This is a genomic window from Brachybacterium sp. UNK5269, assembly GCF_049266655.1.
Taxonomy (GTDB): domain Bacteria; phylum Actinomycetota; class Actinomycetes; order Actinomycetales; family Dermabacteraceae; genus Brachybacterium.
Map to the genome: position 1 here is coordinate 2,331,519 of NZ_CP184883.1, position 22,594 is coordinate 2,354,112.

The 22,594-nt window shown below is 66.9% G+C and carries 25 protein-coding genes; 9 read left to right on the forward strand and 16 right to left on the reverse strand.

Features of this window, described 5'->3' with window-relative positions; genetic code table 11:
* The first annotated feature begins 15 nt into the window (after nucleotides 1-15).
* Nucleotides 16-927 carry a PfkB family carbohydrate kinase gene (locus tag ACOJUI_RS10900; RefSeq protein ID WP_422114981.1) on the forward strand — a complete coding sequence of 304 codons (912 nt, stop codon included), beginning with the start codon at nucleotides 16-18 and terminating at the stop codon, nucleotides 925-927.
* A gap of 534 nt (nucleotides 928-1,461) precedes the next feature.
* On the opposite strand, the gene ACOJUI_RS10905 is transcribed toward ACOJUI_RS10900, so the two are convergent.
* The 3 genes from ACOJUI_RS10905 to ACOJUI_RS10915 all read right to left on the reverse strand — a co-directional run bounded on the left by ACOJUI_RS10905 (nucleotide 1,462) and on the right by ACOJUI_RS10915 (nucleotide 3,709).
* The gene (locus ACOJUI_RS10905; protein ID WP_422114982.1) at nucleotides 1,462-1,875 is read right to left on the reverse strand and encodes a recombinase family protein; all 414 of its coding nucleotides are present in this window, start codon (nucleotides 1,873-1,875) and stop codon (nucleotides 1,462-1,464) included.
* Nucleotides 1,876-2,002: 127 nt separating this feature from the next.
* A complete protein-coding gene (locus tag ACOJUI_RS10910) occupies nucleotides 2,003-2,209 on the reverse strand; it encodes a hypothetical protein (RefSeq protein WP_422114983.1) in 207 nt (68 codons plus the stop codon).
* Nucleotides 2,210-2,626: 417 nt separating this feature from the next.
* The gene (locus tag ACOJUI_RS10915) at nucleotides 2,627-3,709 is read right to left on the reverse strand and encodes a cation diffusion facilitator family transporter (RefSeq protein ID WP_422114984.1); all 1,083 of its coding nucleotides are present in this window, start codon (nucleotides 3,707-3,709) and stop codon (nucleotides 2,627-2,629) included.
* Between the two features lie 35 nt (nucleotides 3,710-3,744).
* Here ACOJUI_RS10915 and ACOJUI_RS10920 point away from each other — a divergent pair, with 35 nt between their 5' ends.
* Nucleotides 3,745-4,146: an ArsR/SmtB family transcription factor gene (locus tag ACOJUI_RS10920; RefSeq protein WP_422114985.1), complete on the forward strand. Its 402-nt coding sequence runs from the start codon at nucleotides 3,745-3,747 to the stop codon at nucleotides 4,144-4,146.
* A 311-nt stretch (nucleotides 4,147-4,457) separates the two neighbouring features.
* On the opposite strand, the gene ACOJUI_RS10925 is transcribed toward ACOJUI_RS10920, so the two are convergent.
* From ACOJUI_RS10925 to ACOJUI_RS10940, 4 genes are all read right to left on the reverse strand, one after another.
* Nucleotides 4,458-5,219, reverse strand: a complete 762-nt coding sequence (locus tag ACOJUI_RS10925; protein ID WP_422114986.1) for a hypothetical protein — start codon at nucleotides 5,217-5,219, stop codon at nucleotides 4,458-4,460.
* Nucleotides 5,216-6,148, reverse strand: a complete 933-nt coding sequence (locus ACOJUI_RS10930; protein ID WP_422114987.1) for an ABC transporter ATP-binding protein — start codon at nucleotides 6,146-6,148, stop codon at nucleotides 5,216-5,218. Before ACOJUI_RS10930 ends, ACOJUI_RS10925 begins: the two co-directional genes overlap by 4 nt.
* A complete protein-coding gene (locus tag ACOJUI_RS10935; protein ID WP_422114988.1) occupies nucleotides 6,145-6,369 on the reverse strand; it encodes a PLD nuclease N-terminal domain-containing protein in 225 nt (74 codons plus the stop codon). The genes ACOJUI_RS10930 and ACOJUI_RS10935 overlap by 4 nt, the downstream gene beginning before the upstream one ends.
* Before the next feature lie 141 nt (nucleotides 6,370-6,510).
* Nucleotides 6,511-7,092 carry a helix-turn-helix domain-containing protein gene (locus ACOJUI_RS10940; protein WP_422114989.1) on the reverse strand — a complete coding sequence of 194 codons (582 nt, stop codon included), beginning with the start codon at nucleotides 7,090-7,092 and terminating at the stop codon, nucleotides 6,511-6,513.
* 244 nt (nucleotides 7,093-7,336) lie between these two features.
* Between ACOJUI_RS10940 and ACOJUI_RS10945 the strand changes: the two genes are divergently transcribed.
* The 4 genes from ACOJUI_RS10945 (at nucleotide 7,337) to ACOJUI_RS10960 (ending at nucleotide 10,711) form a co-directional block, all read left to right on the forward strand.
* The gene (locus ACOJUI_RS10945; RefSeq protein WP_422114990.1) at nucleotides 7,337-8,323 is read left to right on the forward strand and encodes a phosphotransferase enzyme family protein; all 987 of its coding nucleotides are present in this window, start codon (nucleotides 7,337-7,339) and stop codon (nucleotides 8,321-8,323) included.
* Nucleotides 8,324-8,557: 234 nt separating this feature from the next.
* The gene (locus ACOJUI_RS10950; RefSeq protein WP_422114991.1) at nucleotides 8,558-8,773 is read left to right on the forward strand and encodes a hypothetical protein; all 216 of its coding nucleotides are present in this window, start codon (nucleotides 8,558-8,560) and stop codon (nucleotides 8,771-8,773) included.
* Between the two features lie 251 nt (nucleotides 8,774-9,024).
* Nucleotides 9,025-9,933 (forward strand): hypothetical protein, encoded by a 909-nt coding sequence (locus ACOJUI_RS10955; RefSeq protein ID WP_422114992.1) that lies wholly within the window; start codon nucleotides 9,025-9,027, stop codon nucleotides 9,931-9,933.
* A complete protein-coding gene (locus tag ACOJUI_RS10960; RefSeq protein ID WP_422114993.1) occupies nucleotides 9,923-10,711 on the forward strand; it encodes a ferritin-like domain-containing protein in 789 nt (262 codons plus the stop codon). The genes ACOJUI_RS10955 and ACOJUI_RS10960 overlap by 11 nt, the downstream gene beginning before the upstream one ends.
* A gap of 448 nt (nucleotides 10,712-11,159) precedes the next feature.
* Here ACOJUI_RS10960 and ACOJUI_RS10965 read toward each other — a convergent pair whose 3' ends face one another.
* Entirely contained in the window at nucleotides 11,160-11,654 is a 495-nt protein-coding gene (locus ACOJUI_RS10965; protein WP_422114994.1) for a hypothetical protein, read from the reverse strand.
* 264 nt (nucleotides 11,655-11,918) lie between these two features.
* On the reverse strand, nucleotides 11,919-12,254 hold the full coding sequence (locus tag ACOJUI_RS10970; RefSeq protein WP_422114995.1) for a hypothetical protein: 336 nt from the start codon (nucleotides 12,252-12,254) through the stop codon (nucleotides 11,919-11,921).
* A 306-nt stretch (nucleotides 12,255-12,560) separates the two neighbouring features.
* Here ACOJUI_RS10970 and ACOJUI_RS10975 point away from each other — a divergent pair, with 306 nt between their 5' ends.
* On the forward strand, nucleotides 12,561-13,028 hold the full coding sequence (locus ACOJUI_RS10975) for a hypothetical protein (protein ID WP_422114996.1): 468 nt from the start codon (nucleotides 12,561-12,563) through the stop codon (nucleotides 13,026-13,028).
* A gap of 19 nt (nucleotides 13,029-13,047) precedes the next feature.
* Here ACOJUI_RS10975 and ACOJUI_RS10980 read toward each other — a convergent pair whose 3' ends face one another.
* Both ACOJUI_RS10980 and ACOJUI_RS10985 read right to left on the reverse strand, forming a co-directional pair.
* The gene (locus tag ACOJUI_RS10980; protein WP_422114997.1) at nucleotides 13,048-13,926 is read right to left on the reverse strand and encodes a hypothetical protein; all 879 of its coding nucleotides are present in this window, start codon (nucleotides 13,924-13,926) and stop codon (nucleotides 13,048-13,050) included.
* Between the two features lie 124 nt (nucleotides 13,927-14,050).
* The gene (locus tag ACOJUI_RS10985) at nucleotides 14,051-14,983 is read right to left on the reverse strand and encodes an AraC family transcriptional regulator (protein ID WP_422114998.1); all 933 of its coding nucleotides are present in this window, start codon (nucleotides 14,981-14,983) and stop codon (nucleotides 14,051-14,053) included.
* Nucleotides 14,984-15,051: 68 nt separating this feature from the next.
* Between ACOJUI_RS10985 and ACOJUI_RS10990 the strand changes: the two genes are divergently transcribed.
* On the forward strand, nucleotides 15,052-15,939 hold the full coding sequence (locus tag ACOJUI_RS10990) for a phytanoyl-CoA dioxygenase family protein (RefSeq protein WP_422114999.1): 888 nt from the start codon (nucleotides 15,052-15,054) through the stop codon (nucleotides 15,937-15,939).
* Between the two features lie 116 nt (nucleotides 15,940-16,055).
* Here ACOJUI_RS10990 and ACOJUI_RS10995 read toward each other — a convergent pair whose 3' ends face one another.
* From ACOJUI_RS10995 to ACOJUI_RS11010, 4 genes are all read right to left on the reverse strand, one after another.
* Nucleotides 16,056-17,747 (reverse strand): sensor histidine kinase, encoded by a 1,692-nt coding sequence (locus ACOJUI_RS10995; RefSeq protein ID WP_422115000.1) that lies wholly within the window; start codon nucleotides 17,745-17,747, stop codon nucleotides 16,056-16,058.
* A gap of 197 nt (nucleotides 17,748-17,944) precedes the next feature.
* Nucleotides 17,945-18,304 (reverse strand): hypothetical protein, encoded by a 360-nt coding sequence (locus ACOJUI_RS11000; protein ID WP_422115001.1) that lies wholly within the window; start codon nucleotides 18,302-18,304, stop codon nucleotides 17,945-17,947.
* A gap of 104 nt (nucleotides 18,305-18,408) precedes the next feature.
* Nucleotides 18,409-18,789, reverse strand: coding sequence for a hypothetical protein (locus ACOJUI_RS11005; protein WP_422115002.1), 381 nt, complete (start codon nucleotides 18,787-18,789; stop codon nucleotides 18,409-18,411).
* A 323-nt stretch (nucleotides 18,790-19,112) separates the two neighbouring features.
* Complete coding sequence (locus tag ACOJUI_RS11010) at nucleotides 19,113-19,772, reverse strand: TetR/AcrR family transcriptional regulator (protein ID WP_422115003.1); 660 nt, start codon at nucleotides 19,770-19,772, stop codon at nucleotides 19,113-19,115.
* 625 nt (nucleotides 19,773-20,397) lie between these two features.
* Between ACOJUI_RS11010 and ACOJUI_RS11015 the strand changes: the two genes are divergently transcribed.
* Nucleotides 20,398-20,853 (forward strand): hypothetical protein, encoded by a 456-nt coding sequence (locus ACOJUI_RS11015; RefSeq protein ID WP_422115004.1) that lies wholly within the window; start codon nucleotides 20,398-20,400, stop codon nucleotides 20,851-20,853.
* Between the two features lie 79 nt (nucleotides 20,854-20,932).
* Here the strand turns inward: ACOJUI_RS11015 and ACOJUI_RS11020 are convergent, their stop codons facing one another.
* Nucleotides 20,933-22,075 carry a glycerol dehydrogenase gene (locus ACOJUI_RS11020; protein WP_422115005.1) on the reverse strand — a complete coding sequence of 381 codons (1,143 nt, stop codon included), beginning with the start codon at nucleotides 22,073-22,075 and terminating at the stop codon, nucleotides 20,933-20,935.
* Nucleotides 22,076-22,594 lie beyond the last annotated feature (519 nt).

A 22,594-nucleotide genomic window follows, 5' to 3' on the forward strand; every position in this document is an offset into this window, starting at 1 on the left:
GATACGACTGGGGGCATGAGGACCACCGCACCGGTGCCGGGAGTGCTCGTCATCGGACAGATCGCGCGCGACCTCGTGCTGCAGGTCGAGGACTGGCCGTCGGCGGGTGGCAGTGCGCCCGTTCTCGAGCGCCGCGAGATGCTCGGTGGCAAGGGAGCCAATCAGGCGGTCGCCCTGCACCAGCTCGGTGCGCCGGTGCTCCTGGTCGGTGTCGCCGGAACGGATGCCGCGGGCACTGCGGTGCTCGACCAGGCCCATGCCGATGGGCTCGACGTCACCGCCGTCACGCGCCGCGGCGAGACCGCCTTGCTGGTCGACGTCGTCGACCGGGACGGCACGCGACGGCTGATGGAGCACGTCCCCGTCGAGTCGCTGCTGACCGCGCAGGACGTGCACGAGGCGGCGATCGCCTTCGACCGGGCCGACACGGTGTGCCTGCAGCTCCAGCAGCCTGCACCGGCCCTGCTGGCCGGGGCCCGGATGGCCCGGGCGCGCGGTCAGCGCGTGATCCTGGACGGGGCGATCGACTCCCCCGCCCGCGACGAGCTGCTCGCGGCCGCCGACGTGGTGCGGATGGACGCGGCCGAGGCGCAGCTGATGACGGATATCGCACCGCAGGACCGCGACGCCGCCCGTCAGGCGGCCCAGCAGGTGCTGGACGCCGGGGTTCGTCTGGTCGCGGTCACCGTGCCGGAGGAGGGCGACCTCGTCGTCTGGGCCGAGGGTGAGCACCTGGTGCCTCACGGCACCGCGCACGTCGTCGACCCCACCGGAGCCGGGGACGCATTCCTCGCCGGTCTCACCATCGGCCTGCGTCGCGGTGACTCGCCGCAGGAGGCGGCGCGACGAGCGGGAGCTGCGGCGACGGCGACGGTCCAGCGACTGGGCGGTCGTCCGGACCTGGGGGCGCAGCGCCCCGCGGAATGAGCTGGCCCTGCAGGTGCCCTGCCGGCCGGCGGCGACGGCGATCTGGATGGCCGGTGTCGCGACGAGTCGACATGGCCCGCTTCCGGGTTGCGCGTCCTCGGGTGCGAGCCGGCGCCGAGAGCACTACGACCCTCTCCCCATGGGTCCCGGCCTGGTGGCCTCCGGTGGGAGGCTCGACTCGGTGCTCGATCGAGCGTTCGGTGCCGAGCGCACCTGCCGCTCGGAGCAGGAACGGCAGCAGGTGCTGTTGGCCCGCTACGCGGAGCTCACCGCCGACGAGGGACTGAATCGACCCCTACGACTGCGCTGGCCATCTCGCTCACCTCCACCCTCTTCGCGCTGGTCGGGGTCGTCGTCGGAATCATCGGCCTCGTTCAGGCGTCGCGCGCCCACAGGGTCGCCAAGGCCGCTGCGGAGCGGTGGAGGCCGCCAACCGCATCTCCGAGGAGTCGAACGGCATCGCCCGCGAAGCGAATCAGATATCCAGGCCGACCACTCAGCGAGCCCACGAGCGGCACGACGTGCGATGGGACGCTATTTTGGTGGTGGAGCGGCGTTGCGGACGGAGCGAATCTGGTCGCTCTCGAGGCTGCGGGGCCGGCCCTTGTGGGCGCCGCGCTTCGTCGCGGCAGCGATACCCTCAGCCTGGCGCTGGCGGATGAGCTCGCGCGCGAACTGGGCGAAGGCGCCCATCATGTTCAGCTGGAACGCAGCCATCGGGTCTGAATGCCCGGGCTCGAAGGTGCGCCGCTCCTTCAGGAACTCGATGCTCGCGCCCTTCCGGGGGTGCTGCTCCGTGTGCTCGACAGGATCGCCGGCGATCTGCTGGAGGATGTCGTGGAGGTCGATGACCGAGCGGGCCAGGCGGTCCATGCACGCGATGACGACATGGTCGCCGCGGCGGACGTGCCGGATGAGCGCCTGCAGTGCGGGCGGTCCGTCGCGCACTAACCGGACTGCTTCTCGGTGAAGGTCTTATTCCGCTCCCCCATCGCCTCGAGCTGCCGTGCGAGGTTCTGGCCGGCCGATGACACCCGAAGGTACGCAACTCGCTGACCTCGCTCTGGGGATCGATTCACTCCGGCTCCTCCAGTCCTGCCTCCGTGCGCAAGCGACGAGCGTGCCGCCGCACCAACAATCCAATGATCGTGAGCACGATCCCGCCAGCGAGGAAGATCGTTCCGACCGACACCAGCTTCACCCCGTCGAAGAACACGACGTCAGCGAGGAGGGCGAGGACTCCGATCGCCACCTGAGGCATCCCGACATTCAGCACGCTCACCTCGCTGTTGGTGGCGTTTTCTGCCCTCCGCCTCTGGTGCTCTGTCACATAGCCGGCGCCCTCCCCCGCAGTCACTGCTCGTGCTGATGCCCCCTGGGCGGCCGGGCGGACCGCGCCCGGATCCGCAGTGCCGACACGAGCAGGATGAGCCCCGCACTTACGAGTAGGACTCCCGCCAAGGTGTCCCCAACGCCAGGAGCGCTGACGCGCACACGAACTGCACGAGCGCACCGACGAGCGGGCGCATCCATTTGCGGGACTCACCATGTGTCTCAGTCATCTCTTCGAGCCTAGCCAAGACATGCCCCGAAACGCGGAAACCGACCTTATGGAACGGCGTCGGTGCTCGCGCGCCGGGTGTTGTCGTTGGGTATACCCAAACGTCACAGTTCGCATCCGGGTCGCCCTCACCTGAGTTCAGTCCTCGCGCGTGCCGGCGTGGGTGTGGTTGGTCGGGTTCGGAGCCTCGGGGGTGACGTGGATGGATGCGTGATCGAGGTGCGGTACGCCTCGGTGGAGGGTTTCGTGTACGGCCTCGGCGATGCGGTGGCCGTCGCTCACGGTGAGGGTCGAGTCGACGGTGATGTCGAGGTCGGCCTCGAGGCGGTGTCCGCTCCATCGGGCGCGTGCTCGACGGACCGCGATCACTCCGGGTACCTCGGCCGCGGTGGTCTCCACGAGATCTAGGGTGGCGGGCTCGATGCCATCCATGAGGCGTCGCACCACTGTTCGTAGGGTGCTGGCAAGCACGGCGACGATGACAGCGGCGATGCCCAGTCCGATCAGGGGGTCGATCCACGGCAGCCCGGCCCAGGCGCCGAGTACTCCCAGAATGACCGCGAGGGAGGTGAGTGCATCGGTGCGGGCGTGCTGGCCCTCGGCGATCAGGGCCGCCGAGCCGATGCGGCGCCCTGCACGGATGCGGTAGATGGCCACGGCTTCGTTGCCGGCCGCCCCGATGATGGCCGCCGCCATCACCCACCCGAGATGAGTCATGTCCTGCTGCGTGGTCAGCGCCTGGATCGACTCCCACACGATCAAGACGGCCGAGAGCGCGATGACCGCGCCGATCAGCAGGCCCACCAGGTCCTCGGCCCGACGGAACCCGTAGCTGTAGCGCCGTGTCGGGGCGCGCCGGCCCAGGCGGAACGCGATGATCAGGGGGATGGTGGTGGCCAGGTGCCCGAGGTTGTGCATGGTGTCGGCAAGCAGGGCGACCGATCCGCTGAGCGCGACGATGATGATCTGCAGCAGCGCCGTAGCGCCCATGCCGGCCAGGCTGATCCAGGCTGCTCGGATCCCGATCGAGCTCGCCTCGTCGGCGGTGTGGATCGCCTCGGTGTGGTCATGGCTATGCGGCACCAGAGCGTGCCGGATCCGCGCCCACATCCCCACGTGAGCATGGCCGTGGCCGTGGTCGTGGTCGTGGACAGGCGGGCCCTGCCGCTGCGGCGAAGCTGATGAGTGCTTGGGGATCACCGCATCAACATACCTGCTCATATACGCAGATAACTAGTCAGGCTTAGGATGGCGCCGTGCATGACGAGCCCATCCGCCCGGTCCCCGACGACGACCATGCCCGGATCGCCGCGGACACCTTCCGCATGCTCTCCGACCCCACACGGGTGAAGCTGCTGTGGGCCCTGTTCGGCCGGGAGTCCAGCGTCAACGCGCTGGCCGAGCTGGTCGGCGCGACACCCACCGCAGTCAGTCAGCACCTGGCCAAGCTGCGGTTGGCGGGGTTGGTGGAGAGCCGCCGTAAAGGCACCTTCGCGTTCTACTCCGCGACCGATGAGCACGTGCGCCGGCTCCTGACCGAGGCGCTCTCCCATGCTGAGCATGTCACCGGCGTGGCCACCGGAGCCGATCTCCACAGCTACCGGGCACCGACCTCCGTCCATGGCGCGACCCAGAGCCCGCGAGACCTGACCCCCTAAGTGCATCATTCGCGCCGTGGCGCTCCTTGCTGCTTTAAACGAAGCAAGGATGACCATTGGGCGAGCACAGAACATCGCCATCTACCGATCACCTCCACGCCCGCGTCACACAGGGTGCGATGCGCAGGGAGGCGCCCTTCACGACGCCGTGGAGTACGTATCAAACTGGGACACCCCAACAGGACAGTTACTAGCTCGTCATTTACGGTTCGCAAAGGGTCAAAGGGTGAGCTCTTGCGACACATCTGTCGCACTGGCTATACCCATGCGGGCCATAGGTGCATCGCCGATTGGAGGTCCTCCCTCGCCGTCTACGCTTCCCGCCGCAGGCTGTGCCGAGTCGCAAGGAGACTCGCGGTGACGATGCATCCGGCCGAGACGACAGTCGCCGAGAGAAGCGGCCTCGCAAGTTCCGCAGGTTCGAGCCCAGGTGCAGCGAGGAGTGTGGTCGGAGCCCACGCCGTCAGGTGATCGATGCTGCTGAGGAGGGGCAGCATCAACATGAGCACGGTTGCCGAGGCGATCGCTGGGGCGGTTCGGCGGGTGAGCGTCATGATGAGGTAGCCGATGCTCATGGCCATGACGAGGTAAATGGCGGAGGCCGTCCCTACCCCGATGAGCTGTCGGGGCTCGACTGGGCCCAGGAACATCGCAGTAAGCCCTGCCGCGAGCACCAGGGCGATGGTGTAGCTGGCGATGACGGCGATCCAGCCGATGATGAGTCGGGGCACTGTGAGGCGAGCGAGGCGCGTCACGCGGGTGCGGTAGAAGATCGAGGATCCCGGTCGGGAGTCCCAGCTCAGTGAGGTGATCGCGACGGCGACTGCGAGGATGAGCCCCAGCTGCATGGCGCTCTGGTTGAAGACCGCGACGCCGTCTTCGGGCGTGGCCTCAGCCGCTTGGATGGAGAGCTGCTCGGTGCCGGCTGCGGCTCCGAGGATCTCGGGCATGTAGAGCGCCAGGGCGGGCCCGGCGAGTCCGAAGAAGGCGAAGACGGCGAGCAGTCCGACGAGCAGACCCGAACGGATCAGGCGGCGGACCTCGACGCCTGCCGAGGCAAGGATGAGGCTCATTGTTGGTCCTGATTCTGGACGATGCGGGCGAAGGAGGCGTCGAGGTCGCGGTCACGCAAGGTGACCTCGAGCAGGGGCGCGCGAAGGTGGTGCAGTGCCTGCATGAGGTGGGTGGCGGCGGCGTCGAAACTGCGGAACCGGACCGTGCACAGGGTGTCGGTCTCGAAGGTGAGGTGAGCTTCGGGAACGGCGGCGGCAAGGTCGTCCTCGCTGATCTGCGCCGGCGTGCCGAGGCGGATCGTCCACACCGGCTCGAGGCCCTCGGTGAGGATCGATGCGGTGTCGCCCTGCGTGACGAGGCGTCCTTCGTCGATGACGACGATGTGGTCGGCGAGCTGCTCGACCTCGCTCAGCAAGTGGCTGGACAGCAGGATGCAGCGGTGGCGCTTCTGCTCGGTGATGAGTGAGCGCATGTCGGCGCGACCGATAGGGTCGAGTGCGCTGTGGGGTTCGTCGAGGATCAGGATCTCGGGTTCGGTGATGAGCGCCGCGGCGATCCCGAGCCGCTGCAGCATGCCGCGGGAGAAGTCGCCGACGCGACGGTGCATGACCGTACCGAGGCCGCAGATCTGGAGCGCCTCTCGTGCGCGGTCCGCGCGTGCTCGGCTTCCAACGACGCCATCCCGACTGGCACTCTCGGCGGCGACAGCGAGGGAGAGCTGTACGACCTCCAGCGCGGTGAGCCAGGATTCGAACTGGGGCACGTCGGGGCAGTAGGCGACCCTCGCGTGTGGCGAGGTGATGTCCACGGTCCCGGACTCCGCCGAGGCGAGGCCTGCGATGATGCTGAACAGCACGGTCTTTCCGGCCCCGTTGGGTCCGATGACGGCCGTGACGGAACGCTCGTCCGCAGTGAAGTCGATGGCGCGCACACCCCCGCCTCCGGGATAGACGCGGGTGAGGTTCTTGACGGTCAGCGCGGTGGTCATCGCAGATCCTCGTCCCGGAGCTGCTGTCCTCGGCTGCGCCCGATGACGAGATAGATGACCGCGCCGAGCGGCACCGCGACGAGCACGAGCAGTGCCCACGCCCATTTGGGGAGGTGCTGAACTGGTCTTCGCGCGATGTCGATCAAAGACCACCCGACCAGCAGGAGGGTCAGTATCAGCACGGGGATGAGCGGCCCGAGCATCGCCGCATCAGCGTTCATAACGTTCACTTTTTTCCGTTCATTTGGGTTTCTGCTGCCGAGCGGATGCATATCCGGCCGCCCCGCGTGAGCAGCTGTTCGTCCTGGGAAGCGCCACAACAACCGACCACTCGGCCGACAGCCGTTATGGGCTCGGCGCACTCATTCGCCTGACTCTCCTGGGGCCGCTTCGTGGTCAGCGGCGCCCCTCGGTGGGTTTGCGTCGCGCGGCATCAGCACTGTGCTCAGGATGCGACGCCGACGGCCCAGGCCTGGACCGTTGGCCCTCAGCTCCGCAAGCGCAGCCATGAGCGCCTGACCGAACACATCGAGCTCCTCGTCGCTCGCCCAGAAGGAGGCCTGCGCGAAACTCACCCGATCCGCGTACAGGTCAGGATCTCCCCCTTTGAGGTAGTCATCGAAGTCGCCGATGAGGCCAGAGGCGAACACGGTGAACGCGGTCAAGAGCTCCTCTGCGCTGAGAGCCTTCAGCTCCTCCGCTGAGGGGTTTGCAATTTCTGGGACCAGGCGGTACGTCTTCTCGCTTGCTCCCCGAACCTGCTGCTGGTCGGCCACTTCGAGAACCTCGTGCGTGACCAGGTGGCCGACGTGCCGGTACAGCGTCGCGATCGGAACATCGCAGAGTCGCTCGTGAAGTTGATGTGTCGTCAGCTCCTCGTCGCCCAGCAGTGACTGAACGATCCGAAGCCGGACGGGATGCAGCAGTGCTGACGGTGTAGCCATCCGCGAACTATATCAGTATTGATAGCGATACCGGCGTCTGGCTCTCGGAGGACGACTGCCGTCAGGTGTTTCCGCACTCTGCAGCACGTCCGTCGGCACTGGCTGCACCCCCAGAGGGGACTGGAGCCGTGCCGCATCAACTGGCTCTACAACGCTAAGCACCAGCGCTGTCAACGGGTCGGCGTCCACGGGAAGCGCCACAAAGAAGTGGTGCTCCGTCGGTTACTGGGTGTTAAGTAGCCGCGTGAACCAGACCCTCTCGCAGTCCCTTCGTCAGAGCTTCGCGCTCGAGTTTCTCGAGGAGGAGTCGCTGTCGCCTTGGGCTCAGGTCCACCGAGGGCGAGCACGCTCGGGTGTCGAGGTCGTCGTCAAGCGCACTGCTGCGACCCGCCAGCACGCCGACGCCATGGCGGAGTGGACCCGTCGGCTCCGCGACGGAGGGATCGCCACCGTCGTCCCCGTTGACCTGGCGACACCTAACCCCCAGGAGCTCACCCTCATGGAGGGTGAGGAACCGGAATGGTGGGTGGCCTACCCGTTCTGCGATGGCTCGCCCTACACCGGCAGCATCGAGCAGATCGCGGCAGCCGGGGACCTCTTGGGGCGGATGCATGCGATGCCAGTACGTCCAGACCTCTCGGCCTCCCTGCGTCAGTACCAGTGGCCTGAGACGTCGCGCGACGACGTCGACGACGAGGTGGAGAACCTCGACGGCATCCTTGAACGCCATGGAGGAGCTGGCGCTGAGCAAACAAAAAACGTCGTCCGCGCGCTGGCGGCACGCTGGTGGGAGCAGTCACTTCCCTCTCTCCATGCTGCAGATGAGGCTGAGCCGCTCCCGCGCGCGGGAGTCACGAGCGACTACAAGGCAAGCAACCTTGTGTTTACAGCGGACGGTCCCGTACTGGTGGACCCGGACAACGGCGGCATGGAACCGCGCATCTTCGACCTCGCGCTAGCTGTCGTCCTCTTCCACAACGAGTGCCGTACCGCGCCCCCGCGCGCCCTCACCGCATCGGAATGGTCGACATTTGCCGGCTCCTACCTGAAGCACATCACGCTCACGGAACGCGAACGTGAACTGTGGCCACACGCACTGGACCACATGCTGTGGGAAGAGGGGACGTGGGTGTTGGAAGACAACGACAAAGATGCCTGGAATGACCCCCGCCAGGGAGGCCAGCTTCGAGACCTCGCCCTTATTTCTCCGGCCCGTTATCCACTTCCCTGAGCCCCCGCCAGGACGGTGTGGCCGTGTACCAGCGCCAACCATTTATGCCGCAGTCCGAGGGTCCTGCTCGACTAGCGTGGATAAATGAGTGCCGCCGCTTAGATTGACTCACCGCGACTAGACATCCTCGACATCATGTCGGTCACGACAGGCGGCCTGGCGATCGCACACACGGTGGGGGGGTCGACTTCTGGGAGCCGACCGATATGCGATCCATGTGAATAACGGTGTGGCATGGAGGACGACTTCATGGCGTTCACGCTCGTGCCTGGGCTCATCTACGCCATTCTCGCCCTGGCGCTCGGCACCGCCGCTCTCCGTGGCCGGACCAGCAGGAGGATCTGGCCGATGGCGGTCGTCATCGTCGGCGCTGTCACTGTCGCTCTCCCGGTGTCCGGCATCCCCGTCGAGCTGGCGCCTAACCCCCGGATCGAGCCAGAGGTGCCGTGATCGCTGCTACGAGGCCCCAAAATTCTCTTGTGATTCATCCCTCGACATCCAGGCTAACGGACCCGCCGTCCCGAACTACCGTAGAGAACCGAGTTGGGCATACCCGTGGGGTCGTCTAGAGAGAGAGAACAACTATGCACCTGGGGACCGCCGGTCCACTCCCTCCCGGACGCCGTGCCTCTCAAGCCGCCTCCGACGCTTTCTATTTGCACCGCCGCCCGGCGATAAGCCTTAACGGCGCGGTCTCTCCTGTGCTTCGTACGACGTTCGACGTCGCTGCATACACGCGCGAGGCACGCGGCAAACTCGAGGTCGATGATGGCGCCATCATTCGTGCGGCCACCGCCTCCCCAGGCTCGGCGATTTCCGAGGTATCGGAGCTGCGTCGCGACCTCGAGTTTCTGCACCGCGTAGAGTCCGGTGCCCTCACCGAGACGCGCACGATGTACAGCGCATGGACCGTGAACGAGGCGCGGATCACCGCGTTCATCGCGACCTGGCTGTGGGAGCGCCATTGGTGGGCATCTGCTCTCCGCCAGCTCTCGCGGGCGCTAGCGGCGTCTGAAGAACAACGTGAGGGCGCCCCCCGCGCCGTGAGCACGCTGCCCCCGCCGCGTCTTGTCGCTGCGTTGCGGCGCGTGTACGTCCAGCGCGCCCTGCCGGCTGTCGGCGTCGGGTGGACCTGGCTGGCCGGCGAGAAGGTTACGGCCGGCCATATGGCGCGGATGGCGATCCAGGAGGGCTCTCTGCAGGCGGCGGTCCGCGCACTGCTGCCGCGCACGGTGCACCTCCCCGAGGTGCACCGCGTGTTGAGCGAACTCGCTGAGCGACGCACACCGGCGCTGTCCTTCTTCCGCCTCGAGGCGATCGCCCGCATCACGCGATCTCCCGGTGAAGCGATCGCTGCACGCCTGGTGCTCGCTACTGGCGGGGACCCAATGCGACCGGCCGGCCAACCCGTGGCTGACGAGGACGCGGCCTTGGGGAGCATCTTCCGGCACCCTGCGGACCGGTCCGCGATGCGTGCAGCCCGCTTTGAGATCACGCGCCTGCTGCCCGGCCCTGACCCGTACCGGTCGCTGCTCCCGCGGAAGAGACATCGACTCTTTGCCTCCTGCGCGCCTGCCGTCACCAAGAGTGGAGTTCCCGTTGGCTTTTGATCTCGAGAAGTTCGCTGTGATGTCCGAGCCGGTGGAATGGGAGGACCTGGACTTCAATCTGTTCGAGTCACAGCCTCTGGATGCCGACACCCTGCGCTCCATCCGCTACATGTGCGACATCGAGTACCACACCTCGTGCAATCTTCGCGACCTTCTCGTCACCCCGTCACGGGAAGAGCCGGCCGCGGCGGGCTTCATGACCATGTGGAACCGTGAGGAGTTCTGGCACGGCGAGGCCCTCGCGGCAGTGCTGCGCCGCCACGGCATCCTCGTCGACTACGAGCACCTCACGACAAAACGGGTCAAGCTCGGGTGGACGCAGGCTCTGGGGCCGCTGAAGCAGTCGGTACTCTCCGGCCTGGTCGGCACCGACTTCGTGGCCGTGCACATGGCCTGGGGTGCGACCAACGAGCTCTCCGCGGTGGCCGCGTACCGGCGCCTGTCGGCGATGACCGATCACCCGACGCTCACCCCGCTCCTGGCGCGTATCGCCCAGCAGGAGACTCGCCACGTCGCCTTCTATACGACACAGGCTCGCGAACGGCTCGAGGCCTCTCCTAAAGCCCGTGCCGCCACCCGACTCGCGCTGTCCCGGGCCTGGCGGCCCGTGGGCTCGGGCATCATGCCGGACTCCGAGGTCACTCACGTCCTGCGTCAGCTTTTCGCCGGCCGCGGTGAGGACATCGCCGCCCTGGACCGGAAAGTTCGCAAGCTGCCCGGACTCGAGGACCTGTCCCTCTTCCGGAACGCTTTCCAGCGCATGAATATTCGCATATAGTCGGTGCCGCCCGATTAGAATGCTTTATTCAAGAAATACCTCCCCCCACACTGATGGACTCGCAAGCGACTCGCGACACGTCGACGGTCGGGAGTGTGTCTATCAAGAGTGCCCGTTCCGCTCCCATGCGGGCCGTTAAACCAGCATCGTCGGCGGGATCCGGTGCTGGCGCTGCGTTGCGTTGCGTGGTTGATTGGAACGACGATCTGGAGGCATGTCTGAGAGGATGAGGGCATGTTCGGAGACCCGCTCGAGATGCCGATCGTGTTATGCCTTGTTGTCTACAGCGTAACGATGTCGTTGCTCTTCTTGCGAGCAAGCATGCGGAAGAATTAGCGTCATGCACGCTATCTGGTACCGGATCGCGACACTTCGGAGTATCTGCGTGACTCTTGGCGGGCGGGAAGCGCCGGAAGGTCATTCCCGTGCCGGCCACCCCGGAAAGCGCTCAGGCGCCGAGCGTCTGCAGCACGTCCTCGAGACGGTCGAGCGCCTTCGGCACCGCGCGCTGCTTGATTAGACCCTCGAGCGCGTGCGCAGTGAGCGCAACCTCATCTGGCGACCACTGCACCTGCACGAGCACGGGACTTAAGTTCATCGCACCTGAACCCATCACCCCCACCAGCGCGTCCTCATCCCGACGCAGAACGGAGCGCAAGACCTCGAGCACTGCCTGCTCCGTTCTCGGTGAAAACGGTATCGACACCACGCGCTGCGCGCCGTAGACCTTCGTGAAGTGCTTTGCGCCAAACCGGCCTCCGGCACGTCCGCCGAGACCGCCTCCGAGGCCTCCTGCCCCTCCACCTCCGGCTGCGCCACCGACCGCGCCTCCGACCGCGCCTCCGACTGCGCCCAGCGCTCCGATCGCCTCGGTCAGCAGGCGACGGACCTCCTGATCAGGCAACAGGGGCGATGGGAAATCGCGGACGCCATGGTCAGCCATCGCATATCACTCTTCCATTCGGCAGCGGTTCGCAACGCACGTGCCTCGACGATGCGAGGCAACAGTGGACTACGGGACGTCAAGCCACATGCTATTGAACTGAAGCAGCCGACTGCTCTTCCCGTCGTCGTACGCCCGCCCGACCGGAGCCTTCGTCCGTGGCGAGACACCCGAGCGTCGCCTCGGCGCCCAGGGGTGGGCTGCCGGAGTGGACCACCAACGCATGGTGATCTGCGCTCGGGGTGGTTATGCCCGATCGAGGTGTCAGCGGACCCGGCTGATCGTGAACTCCAGGGAGTTCTCACCGACGGCTCGACAGAGCAGTGAGCTGTCTCCGATCGAAACCGTGTCTCCCTGCTCGCAGGAATAGGTCTCACCCTCTGTGCCGCCGGCGGTGAAGGTCGCCGATCCCTGCTCGCTCGCGGTCTCGAGACGGAACCGATCGTCGACGTTGCCGAGGACCGGACCGGAGACGGGGAACGGCAGATCATTGAAAGAGTTGCCTGACACGGAGATCTCGCAGCTGCGCAGCTCGGTGTCGGTCGAGCACGTCTCGGACCACCTGTCGGTCTGGCAGCCGGCCAGGGCAACGGTGATCACACCAATCGCCAATAGTGGTGCGGTTCTTCGAGTGTGCACGAGATGCACTGAACCAGAGATATGTTCACGCGTCCAGCGCGCCTCTGCTGCGTTCTTCTCGTCATGGGTGCCAGTGTGTGGGGCCCTGCGGTGGCTAGACATCCTCGAAGCGTCCTGTTCTGCCGCGTTCTCGTCGTCATCGTCTCAGCCTCGCCTCGCACGTGCGCGCGCTGCGTCGTCTCCTCCGGCCATACCGCCGGGTCGCCCCCCCGGGCGAGTGGGTGGCGGGCTTGTCCGCTGCGAGGCTGCAGGGGACACTCGCTCGGTATGAAACCGATCCGCTGGATGGCGATCGCCTCGCTCGCGGCAGGCACCGTGGTGGTGTCCTCGTGCACTGCCGAGCGGCCCGCCCACGAGGAGTTGTGCATCTCGTGGATGGACGTCTCTGATCCGCAGGTCGCGTACGACGAAGCTGATGCCGTCGTGCTGGGACGGTCGTCGGCGACGGGGACCACGGCCCCTATGCATGGCATCCAAGCGACTGTGCATGAGGTGGAGGTCGAGCGGGTCTACAAGGGCGATCTCACACCAGGTACCGTGCGCGTCGCCTCGACCCCCACGTCGTGCACTGCGAAGGGCGGCTACCCGGACGGTGATCCCCTCGAGACGGAAGGGGAGGTGATCGTCTTCCTGCGCACACCCGGTAGCGGCGATGTCTGGAGCTTGATCACGCCATCCGACGCGGTCCTTCCGGCGCCCGACGGCGGCGCCCTCCCCTTTGAGCGCGACCGCTGACGCATCATCGGCGGGACGGTCACATGATCCAGGGATTGATCTTGCCGTTCTCGTCGCGGTAGGTGTTGTGCTCCTCCCAGGCCTTCCCGTTGCCCATGATCGACTTGGTGATGTTGCGGGCGTACTCGTTCTCGATGCCCAGCTCATCGGCCCTGCGCAGTCCCTCCCGCTCGCCCTGGGAGATCGCGGAATTGGGGTCGTTCATGGCTTCTACGTACCGCTGCTCGGCGCGGTCCAACAGTGAGCCGCCAGGGTCCGCGGACGTCGCGATGTCGGCCATGTCGACCCCCGTCCCGACGTACGGGACTCCGCTGACCATGGCGCGCAGCACCGCGAAGTTCCCCTCAGCCGTCTCCCCGTTGACGTAGTGGCGGCCGGCGTCATACAGGTCGGGGATGAGAGGCGTGCCCTTCTTGAGGACGCGCTCTGCCACCGGAACCCCCTGCTCCAGCCGTTCGGCGATGGCCTCGGCGCCCTCCTTCAGCACCGGCGGGATCCAGTCATGCGGGGAGACGTCCGGGAAGATATCCGGCAGCCCCCAGGACCTGCCATCGCCGACGCTGACCGGGACCTCGTGGGTGCCCGGCGGTGGGGTGGGTTGTGCTCCGGGTCCACCGCCCGACCCGGCCGCCCCTCCCTGGGAGGCGGTGTCCTGCTGCTCGGCCTGCGCGACGAAGCAGTCCGCCCAGGCCCGGATCGCGTCGTGTACCTCCGCGAGCCGAACCCGCGCCTGGTGGCACGCGATGCGGAACGCATCGGCGTCCGCACCGACCCAGGTCACGCCCGGCGCGCGGTCCAACTCACTGCCTGCGGCCTGTTCCAGCGTCGCCGCCCCGCGCTCGTAGAGTCGCGCGAGATCTCGCAGAGCATCGGGGTCAGAGCCGAGGAAAGGGGACATGAACGGAACGCTAGCTACGATGCCCGGCCCTGGCGATGGGGAGAAGTCCCCGCCACCGAGACCGCCACACGCTCACCGTGCGGAGCCCGTGGACCGCGATGTCGGCGAAGCCCCCGAGGGCGCGTCAGGTCAGATGGCAGTCTGCGTGCTCGAGCAAGGCCTCACCGTGCTGGAGACAGGAGCCATTGCGCTGCCCCGAGCAGGCCCGCACTGCGCAGTGGCCCGGCCGGATCGATCGTTCCGGCGTCCGTTCGCACCTGGCGGGGGAGATGCCATAGAGCGCCCTGAATCGCCGGGAGAAGTGGAAGCGATCCGAGTACCCGCACCGCTGCCCCACCTCGCTGACCGTGGCGCCGCTGCGCTGGAGAGCCGTTGCTGCTTGCCAGAGTCTAACCAGCTCGAGACATCGCGCGGGGCCGAGTCCCAGGCTCTCCTGGAAGGTGCGGTGCAGGTGGGCCGAAGAGACGTGGACCGCGGCGGCGAGGTCGGGGATCCGCACCAGGCACAGCCCGTCGACGGCCCAGAGCCGTCGCACCTCCTCCAGGGCCCTGACGACCGGGTGTGGGAGGTCGGCCATCGGATCGCTGGGGATCGGGGCGGTGACGAACAGGTCGACCACCCAGTGCAGCACCTGGGTGCTGCGCCGGCGTGCTGAGGCCCCGTCGTCCTCCGCGAGGACGAGCAGGTAGTCGCACAGGGCGGCCAGGACGGGGAGCTCGGCGAAGGTCCGTACGCGGGGCCACGTCGAGGGATCCGGGAGGGCACCGAGGCTGTCCAGCGTGAAATGCAGGTAGGCGTGCCTGCTGGCAGCCGTGCGGTCCCAGTCGTAATGGTCCCGCTCCCCCGGCCGGGTGATGGCGACATCACCCGGCCGCAGGGTCCGTCCATACTCCTCGTCCCGTGCGGGTGCGGAATCGAGCGTGAGCCGGGCCGAGCCGGCCATCAGCCACACCAGCTCGTAGTCCAGCAGCCGGCGCGGCCCAAAGCTGTCCCCCGCCGGATAGTCCGCGATCTGCGCCGGGTTGTCCGCGGTGAGCGCGTGGTCCGTGGAGGTCATGATCAGTCATCAAACCGCAAGCACCCGCCATGGACCAGCCCTCCCCAGCCTCGGGTGGACTGTGATGCGTGACTACGAACGCCACCCTCAGCACCTTCGATGACCCAACAGCCCCCGACCTCGCCAGCGCCTTTGCCCGCGACGGATACGTCATCCTCGACAACGCCATCGATGACGATCTGGTGGAGGCGCTGAAGCGCGACGCCGCCAGGATCTGCCGGGGGGAACTTGGAGAGGTCGCCGCCTCTCCCGCCAGCACAGGGCCTGTGGATGACGAGGATCTGATGCGGCAGTTCCTCTGCATCCACTATCCCCACAAGATCTCCGGCGCCGCGCGCACAGCACTGCACGCGCCACGCATCGTGGACGCCCTCACGCGCGTGATCGGGAGCAACGTCAAAGCCATGCAGTCGATGCTGTTCATCAAGTCGGAGGGGAAGCCCGGGCAGGCGTGGCACCAGGACGAGTTCTTCATCCCGACCCGGGACCGGTCCCTGACAGCCGTGTGGATCGCCGTGGATGACGCGACCGTGGAAAACGGCTGCCTGTGGGTGCTGCCCGGCTCTCACCGCCGCGGTGTGCTGTACCCGGACCGTGAGCAGCGTGATCCCGCGTTCGACTGCTCGATCGAGGCGTATGACTTCCCATGGGAGGATGCGGATGCCGTGCCGGTCGAGATCCCGGCGGGTAGCGCGATCATCTTCAACGGGTACCTGCTGCACCGCTCGCTGCAGAACTCGGGTCGCCACGGCTACCGACGGGCGCTGGCGAACCACTACATGAGCGCGGAGTCCCTGCTGCCGTGGCAGCAGGTGCCGGAGGGCTCCCATGTCGGCAAGCATGATTTCCGGGACATCGTCATGATCGCGGGTGAGGATCCTTATCGTTTCAAGGGGACCATCGACGTGGCCCGTCCTCATTCCCGGCCGGACCAGGACGGGGGATGCGATCGGTGAGGGCAGCGCAGATCCCGAGTGAAGAACAGGGCTGTCGCTGAAGTGTCTGGGGCGCGGGGCGAGATGGCCCGGCACGGGATCGCTCCCGCTGATCGATGGGTCGTTCGGCGGTGCCGTCAGAGCGTTCGGGTCGGAGGCGATGTCACGGAGCGGCTGTCCGGGACCGGTATGCGGATCGTGAACGTGGAGCCGGCCCCCTGGGTGGAACGGACGCTGATCTGTCCTTCGTGGGCGAGCACGATCAGCTTGGTGATCGACAGGCCGAGCCCGTGGCCGGGGATATGCTGCTGTTTCGCGGTGGCGGTGCGGTAGTACTGGCTGAACAGGTTGGTCTGCTCCTCGTCGCTCATCCCGATGCCGGTGTCGGACACGGTGATCTCCACGGCGTTGTGGCGCTCATGCGCACCGATCGTCACGCCCCCGCGCTCCGGGGTGAACTTGACGGCGTTGGAGAGGAGATTCGTGATCGCCTGCGTCATCCGCGGCGCGTCGACCGAGACCGCCTGCGTGTCCTGGATGTTCAGGGCGATGTTGAGGTGCTTCGCGGCTGCTTCCTGCCGGATCGATTCCACGGCCTGCTGGGTGAGTAGGGAGAGATCTCCGCTCGAGCGGGAGATCTCAGGGCCGCTGTCCTGGACGGACTGCGTGGCCAGGAGGTCCTGGACGATGGACAGCAGCTGTTCGGCGTTGCGAGCGACCACCTCGAGGTGCGCGGCGTCGCCGTCGGACACCCCGCCGCCTTCGAGTACCAGGTCCAGGTAGCCCAGGATCGAGGTCAGCGGGGTGCGGAGCTCGTGCGAGACGGCTGCGACGAACCGCTGCTGCCTGCGGGCAGCGTCGAAGTACGTGGTGACGTCCGCGAAGACCACCACGGCGCCGTCGTGGTGACCCTCGACGTCGATGATCTGCCGGGCGGATGTCGATATCTTCCGTCCCTCCCCACTGGCCGGCCCCAGTGCGACCACGTAGTTGCTGAACGTCTCGCGCTCGATCGCCCTTGCCACCGGCCGCTCCTGCTCCGGCACCGGGATCCTCGTGTTAGGGATGCGCAGCAGGAGATCCTTCTCCCCAGGACTGTCTGCACCGGGCGGGGACGCGAGTCGATACAGCTCCCGCTGCGCGCGGTTCATCCTGGTGATCTGCCCGTCTCGGTCCAGCACGACGACGCCGATGTCGATCGTGTCGATGATGTTCTCCAGCAGGCGTTCCTGGGCGATGGCTGCTCCCAGCAGATCGTCCTTCTCCCGGAGGGCGGCCTGCGTCCGGCCCCGCTCTGCCAGCAGCCGCGACTGGCCCAGCGCGACCAGGAAACCCACTTGTCCGACGATGAGGGGCACGAGGAGCGCACGGGTGACGACGACGGAGTTGATGTCCGGGTAGGCGTCCACGGCTGTGGGCAGCGAGATCGCCAGGAACGCCGCGAGGATTGCCACCGCGTTCCCCACATGCCGGAACACATGGGCGAGCCAGAGCGCCGGGAGGAACGCGAGCAGAGTGACCGCGGAACCTGCCCCTCGGAACACATCGCTCATCACCCCGATGATCGCGATATCGGCCAGCGGCACCACCGCAATTACCGCGCGTGGGATCCGCGGCCAAGGCGCCACCGCGGCGAGGAGTGTCGTCACAACCAGCGCGCCTGCCGCCGTGAGGTAGGTCTGCGAGAAGACCAAGGAGGAACTCGAGAGCGCCAACAGCGCACTTGTTGCGAGAACAAAGCCGGTGAAGAGCCATTGCTTCGCAGCCACTCCGCCCCGGGCGGACGCGGCCTGCGTCAGCCACCCGGTGCTGACCTTGATGTCGCTCATGCTGATGAATATCGCAGGTGAGATCCGAGCTGAGGCACGTCTGTCCTCATGGTGCACCGTGATATTTCTAGCGGTTGCGCGGGTCCGTAGCGATCGTGGTGCCCCCGACGGGCCCGTCCTCCTGGCACCGCCAGCCAGCGCACGCTTGTTGCCGGCAGGACTCGGGGCCCTCGGCGCCTGGCGTCGCTATGCGGGGGTCAGGTGATGGTGAGGGTCTGCTGAGGGGCCCCCGGACCGGACGGCGCAGCGATCACGAAGTTGAGCTCGTGACGGTCGAACCGGCGCCCCTGGATGTCTTCAAGGGCGGCAACAAGGTTGTCCGTGACCTCGGAGACGACAGTGGGCAGCAATACCGTCTTCGCCACCGTGATGTCACCGCGAACCGTGGTGCCGTCCGCGGCGTCCTCCACCCACATCCGCGCTGTGCGAACCCCTTGGATGGCAGAGAGGGCGCGGTGCGCCGTGGCTTCCATGGCCTGCACCTGCGCCGCGCGGGTTTCGTCGTGAGTCGGGTCCACGACGCGGGACGCGGCGGGGGCGGCGGTCTGCACGGTCATCACAGGTCTCCTGCGGTCGGCTGCGCGGGAGCCCGAAGGGAGCACCCGAATGGTAGCCAGGCTAACTGTTCGAGTGCTCCCTCGGACTGGGTCCTACCTATCGGTTAGTTCTCGCTCCGGTCGTCTTGGAGGTCGGCGTCCGTCACGCCTAGGGCGTGGAGGGCCGAGTCCAGGTCGACGTCGGGGCGCAGATGAACCTCCTGGTAGATGACGCCTTCGTGGCCGAGCTTGATGATCGTCGTTTCTGACGTCTCGGTGCGGGTGCGGGTGACACCGAGGACTTCCCGGGTGCAGTCGCTTCCCGCCACAATCTCGTCCGCCTCCGTCGAATGCGGTTCGCCGGCTCGAAGTTCGAGCTCGTGCTGCGCGCAGACCTCGAAGGTGAAGCCGTCAGTGTCAAACCAGTCATGCGGGGGCCTCTCACACCCCCGGACCTCGCACTGGGTTGGAAAAGGATCAGTATCGAAACGTTTCCTGTTCAGCATGAGCAGCCTCCTGACCTCCGGTTGTCCTCGGGCCTTTCGGTAGCGCTCGAGCCTAGGCGGAGCCAGGGGCTGATGGATACAGCGGGGACCGGTCGGTTCACGGGCACCTAGTCGTCATCTCCCGGCCTTACCGGTCCCATGCCGATGATGCGTCCCTGCAAGGAGGTGAGCCGAGCTGTCACGCGCTGAGGCATCACGGTGGTGCGGTGCTGGGGCGGAGGGTGTGGGCGTCCAGGAGGCCGTGGACTCAGGGGCCAGCGACGGCTATTCCTTCGCCTCTCTTCTGGCCGCCCCCGCCTGCGTCCCGCCGAAGAAGGCCTGGATCAGCCGGTGATGGGCTGATGGAGAAAGAGTCTGGTGAGGGCGCGGAGATCGTTAAGGGGGTAGTCGTTGTGGTCGGACTGCTGCATGGCCCGCACAGTCTTCTCCCGGACGGCATGACTGAGGACCATCGAGAGCAGGGCGCGGCTGGCGAAGGGTGGCGTGACGCCGGCGCGCAGGAAGTGCTGCTCGCCGAGGCGGGTGAAGCATTGCTCCAATACATGCTCGTGGACGCGTCGCAGGCGCGCCATCCGGAAGCGCCCGGGGTGCTGGCGACTGACGGAGTCCGCGTCAAGGATGGCCAGCAGCTGAATCTGGTGCGAGGAGGGGTCCCACAGCGCGCTCAGTGCTCGGCAGAGGGCAGCGGGCTCCGCGCTGATCTCGGCGATGTGGTCCAGGGCATCCTGGGCATGAGCTTCGAGCCGGTCGATGACCGCGTTGAGCAGGATCTCCTTGCTCGCGAAATGGTGGAGCATCCCGGGATGGGAGATCCCCACGTGCGCGGCGATGTCGCGCAGGCTTGCACCGTCGTATCCATGCTCGGCGAACATCTCCGAAGCTCCATCGAGGACCTCTTCACGCCGCTCGGCCCCCCTCGTCGTCGTGGGAATCGCGATACGTAGGTGCACCTCCTGCGCCACGGCCTTATCGCGGGCACCCATGGAGCCGATGGCCTCCGCAGCTAGCGGCCCTGTTGAGCTTCGAGGGGAGCTGATTGACGTCATGCCCGAATTTTTACCCGCGCCGACTTCCGGTGCCCGCTGCTTTTGTGGCAGCACAAGGCCTGCTCAATTTGCTGTACACTGTCACTCATCGCAGGACGAAGTAACCGCCGGAATCGTTGCGCATCGAGCGTCGAGTCGCTCCCCTCGCCGAGCGCCACAGCGGACACCGCTCGCGCACCTCTGACCTGGTGGGACGTCTACCCAGCCGGTCGTCAGGCGATCTCACAATCGTCCGCTGCTGCCGGCTCCGGGCAGGGCTTTACAGCCGATACCCACCCCCGGCCGTCGGACATGACGCTGCGGGTGTGCACCCGCGGTTGGCGAGAACAGCAGCGGCAATCCTGGGTCCTCGGCTTCCACGCTTCCCGCGCCGCCCGGCATACGCACTGGTCAGAGCAACGCGAGCCCGGAGGCCCCCGGAGTGAGCTGGGCCGTCACTCTTGGAGTGAGGCGGTGGTATTACCAGTTGGTCAGACGGTGCGACTGCTCTCCACTCGGGTTCCGACAACGCCATGCAATAGACCGTGAATCGACTACCGCGCCAGGACTCCAGGAGCTGGGCGTGTCCGGGCAGGCACGGAAGCTGGCCACGGTGGAGGAGGCGGCACAGGAGACCGTCGCTCTCGCGCTCGATGCCGAGGTCGCCGATGTCGAGCTCGCCGTGCGGACCGTCGCGGACGACGCGGTCGTGCAGGCGCTGTCGCAGGCGGATGCTCTGACCGGACAGGGTCAGGCACCCGTTGCGGGCCGACACGGTGCGGGACTATGTCAAGAGCGAGGGCTTGACCGTGAGGGGAGCCGGAACCCTCCTGGGGATGCCACCCGCAAGGGCATCGCCATCGCCAGATCGAAGGGCAAGCTCAAGGGCAAGAAGCCCAAGCTCACGCCCTCTCAGCGCAAGCACCCGCTGACATTGCCCGCGGCCGACGAACCCACCCAAGCCGAGCTCGCCGAGCTGTTCAACGTCTCCCGCACCACCATCTACCGCGAGCTGCGCCGCACCACGCCCGACACCTGATCGTGCGGCAGTCCCCTCTGTTCCCGGTGCAGCGCCGAACAGTCCGGGAATGATGACGTCGATCCGGGGCCGCTCCGGGTCAGTGACCGGTGGAGTACTTCACCGGCTGCGGGAGGCCGCGCTCGGTGCGGACCCGGCGGGCGATGCCCTCGATCGCAACCAGTGCATCGAAGACTGCCTCAGGGGTGACGGGGAAGGGCATGTTGTGGATCGTCTCGCCCTCCACGGTCGCGGCCTCGGCTACGGCCCGCAGCTCCTTCTCGTCCCCGGGAGACAGTCCGATCTCGGTGAGGGTGTTCGGCAAGCCCACTCGGGTGGTGAAGGCGATGAACTCCTCGATCTCCTCGGTCGGGGCGCCCTCCAGCACCAGCTGCGCGGTGGTGCCGATGTTGACTTTCTGACCGTGGGTGAGGCCGTGCGTCTGCGGCGCCGCGGTGAGGCCGTTGTGGATCGCGTGCGCGGCCGCGAGGCCGCCGGACTCGAAGCCCAGGCCGGAAAGCAGTGTGTTCGCCTCGACTACGGCCTCCAGCGCGGGGGTGACCACGCCGGCGCGCACCGCATCGAGGGCGGGCAGGGCGTTCTCCCACAGGATGTTCCAGGAGAGCTCCGCGAGCGCCGTGCCGGACTTCGTGGGGCGCCCGCCGGCCATCGCCGTACCGGTACCGCGCACGGTGGCGCGGGCTTCCATCCAGGTGGCCAGGGCATCACCGATGCCCGCGACAAGAAACTTCTCCGGGGCGTTGGCGACCAGTTGCGTGTCGATGAGCACCAGGTCGGGGTTCTTGGGGAAGAAGCGGTACTCGAGGAACTCGCCACCGGCGGAGTAGATCACTGACAGCGCGGAGGTGGGAGCGTCGGAAGACGCGGCGGTGGGGACGCTCGCCCAGAGGATGTCGGCGAGGTAGCCGGCAGCCTTCGCGGCGTCGATCGCGGAGCCGCCACCCACACCGACGATGATGTCGTGCTTGCCCTTCTGGATCGCCTCAACCAGGCTGTCCACCGTCTCGGGGGTCGCGAAGCCCTCGAAGGGCACACGGGCCACGGAGAGGTCCTCAGCCCGGAAACCGGTCTCGACGGCGTCCTGCACGAGTCCCCAGACGACGTCGTCGGACACGAGCAGCGGAGCGGAGCCGAGCTTCTTCAGGTGGATGCCGAGCTCCTTCATCGCGTCCTTGCCCTGGACGTATCGGGACGGGCTAGCGAAGACGTTCATGGTGGCCATGAGGTACTCCTTCGTTCCGTGGAATGCGGAGATCGGCGACTGAGAGTGCTTCCAACGTATGTCCCGGGCCAGGCGATACTCAAGGGGCTTCGGTCGCGGACAGTGCACATGGACTCCCCCGCCCCGCCCTCCAGGGCGTGCTTGTCGAAGAAGCCTTCTCTTCCTTGTGCATGTCGTTGGGCTAGACCACTGCCCGCGCCCCGACTCGGGGGTGAGCCACTCGTGCACGGACACCATCATCGTGTCCACCCGGACCGATCTTGCCGGCCGGCGCATACTCGTCGCCGGCCGGCAATTCAGCCGGCGGGAACGAAGCCGTGGGGCCTCGCAGCCGTAGCTGGGGGCAGTACTGCAATACCCCAGTGATGCAGTAGGTCAGGAGTGCGGTAGCTCCGTCGGCAGTTCTGGAGGAGTGGTCATGATGGGCGCGCTTGTCTGGGCATGCGATCAGTTCGAGCAGTTCTGATAGCGGCCGTGGCTCTCCTGATGGTGGGATGCAGCGGCCCGGCTGATGTGTCC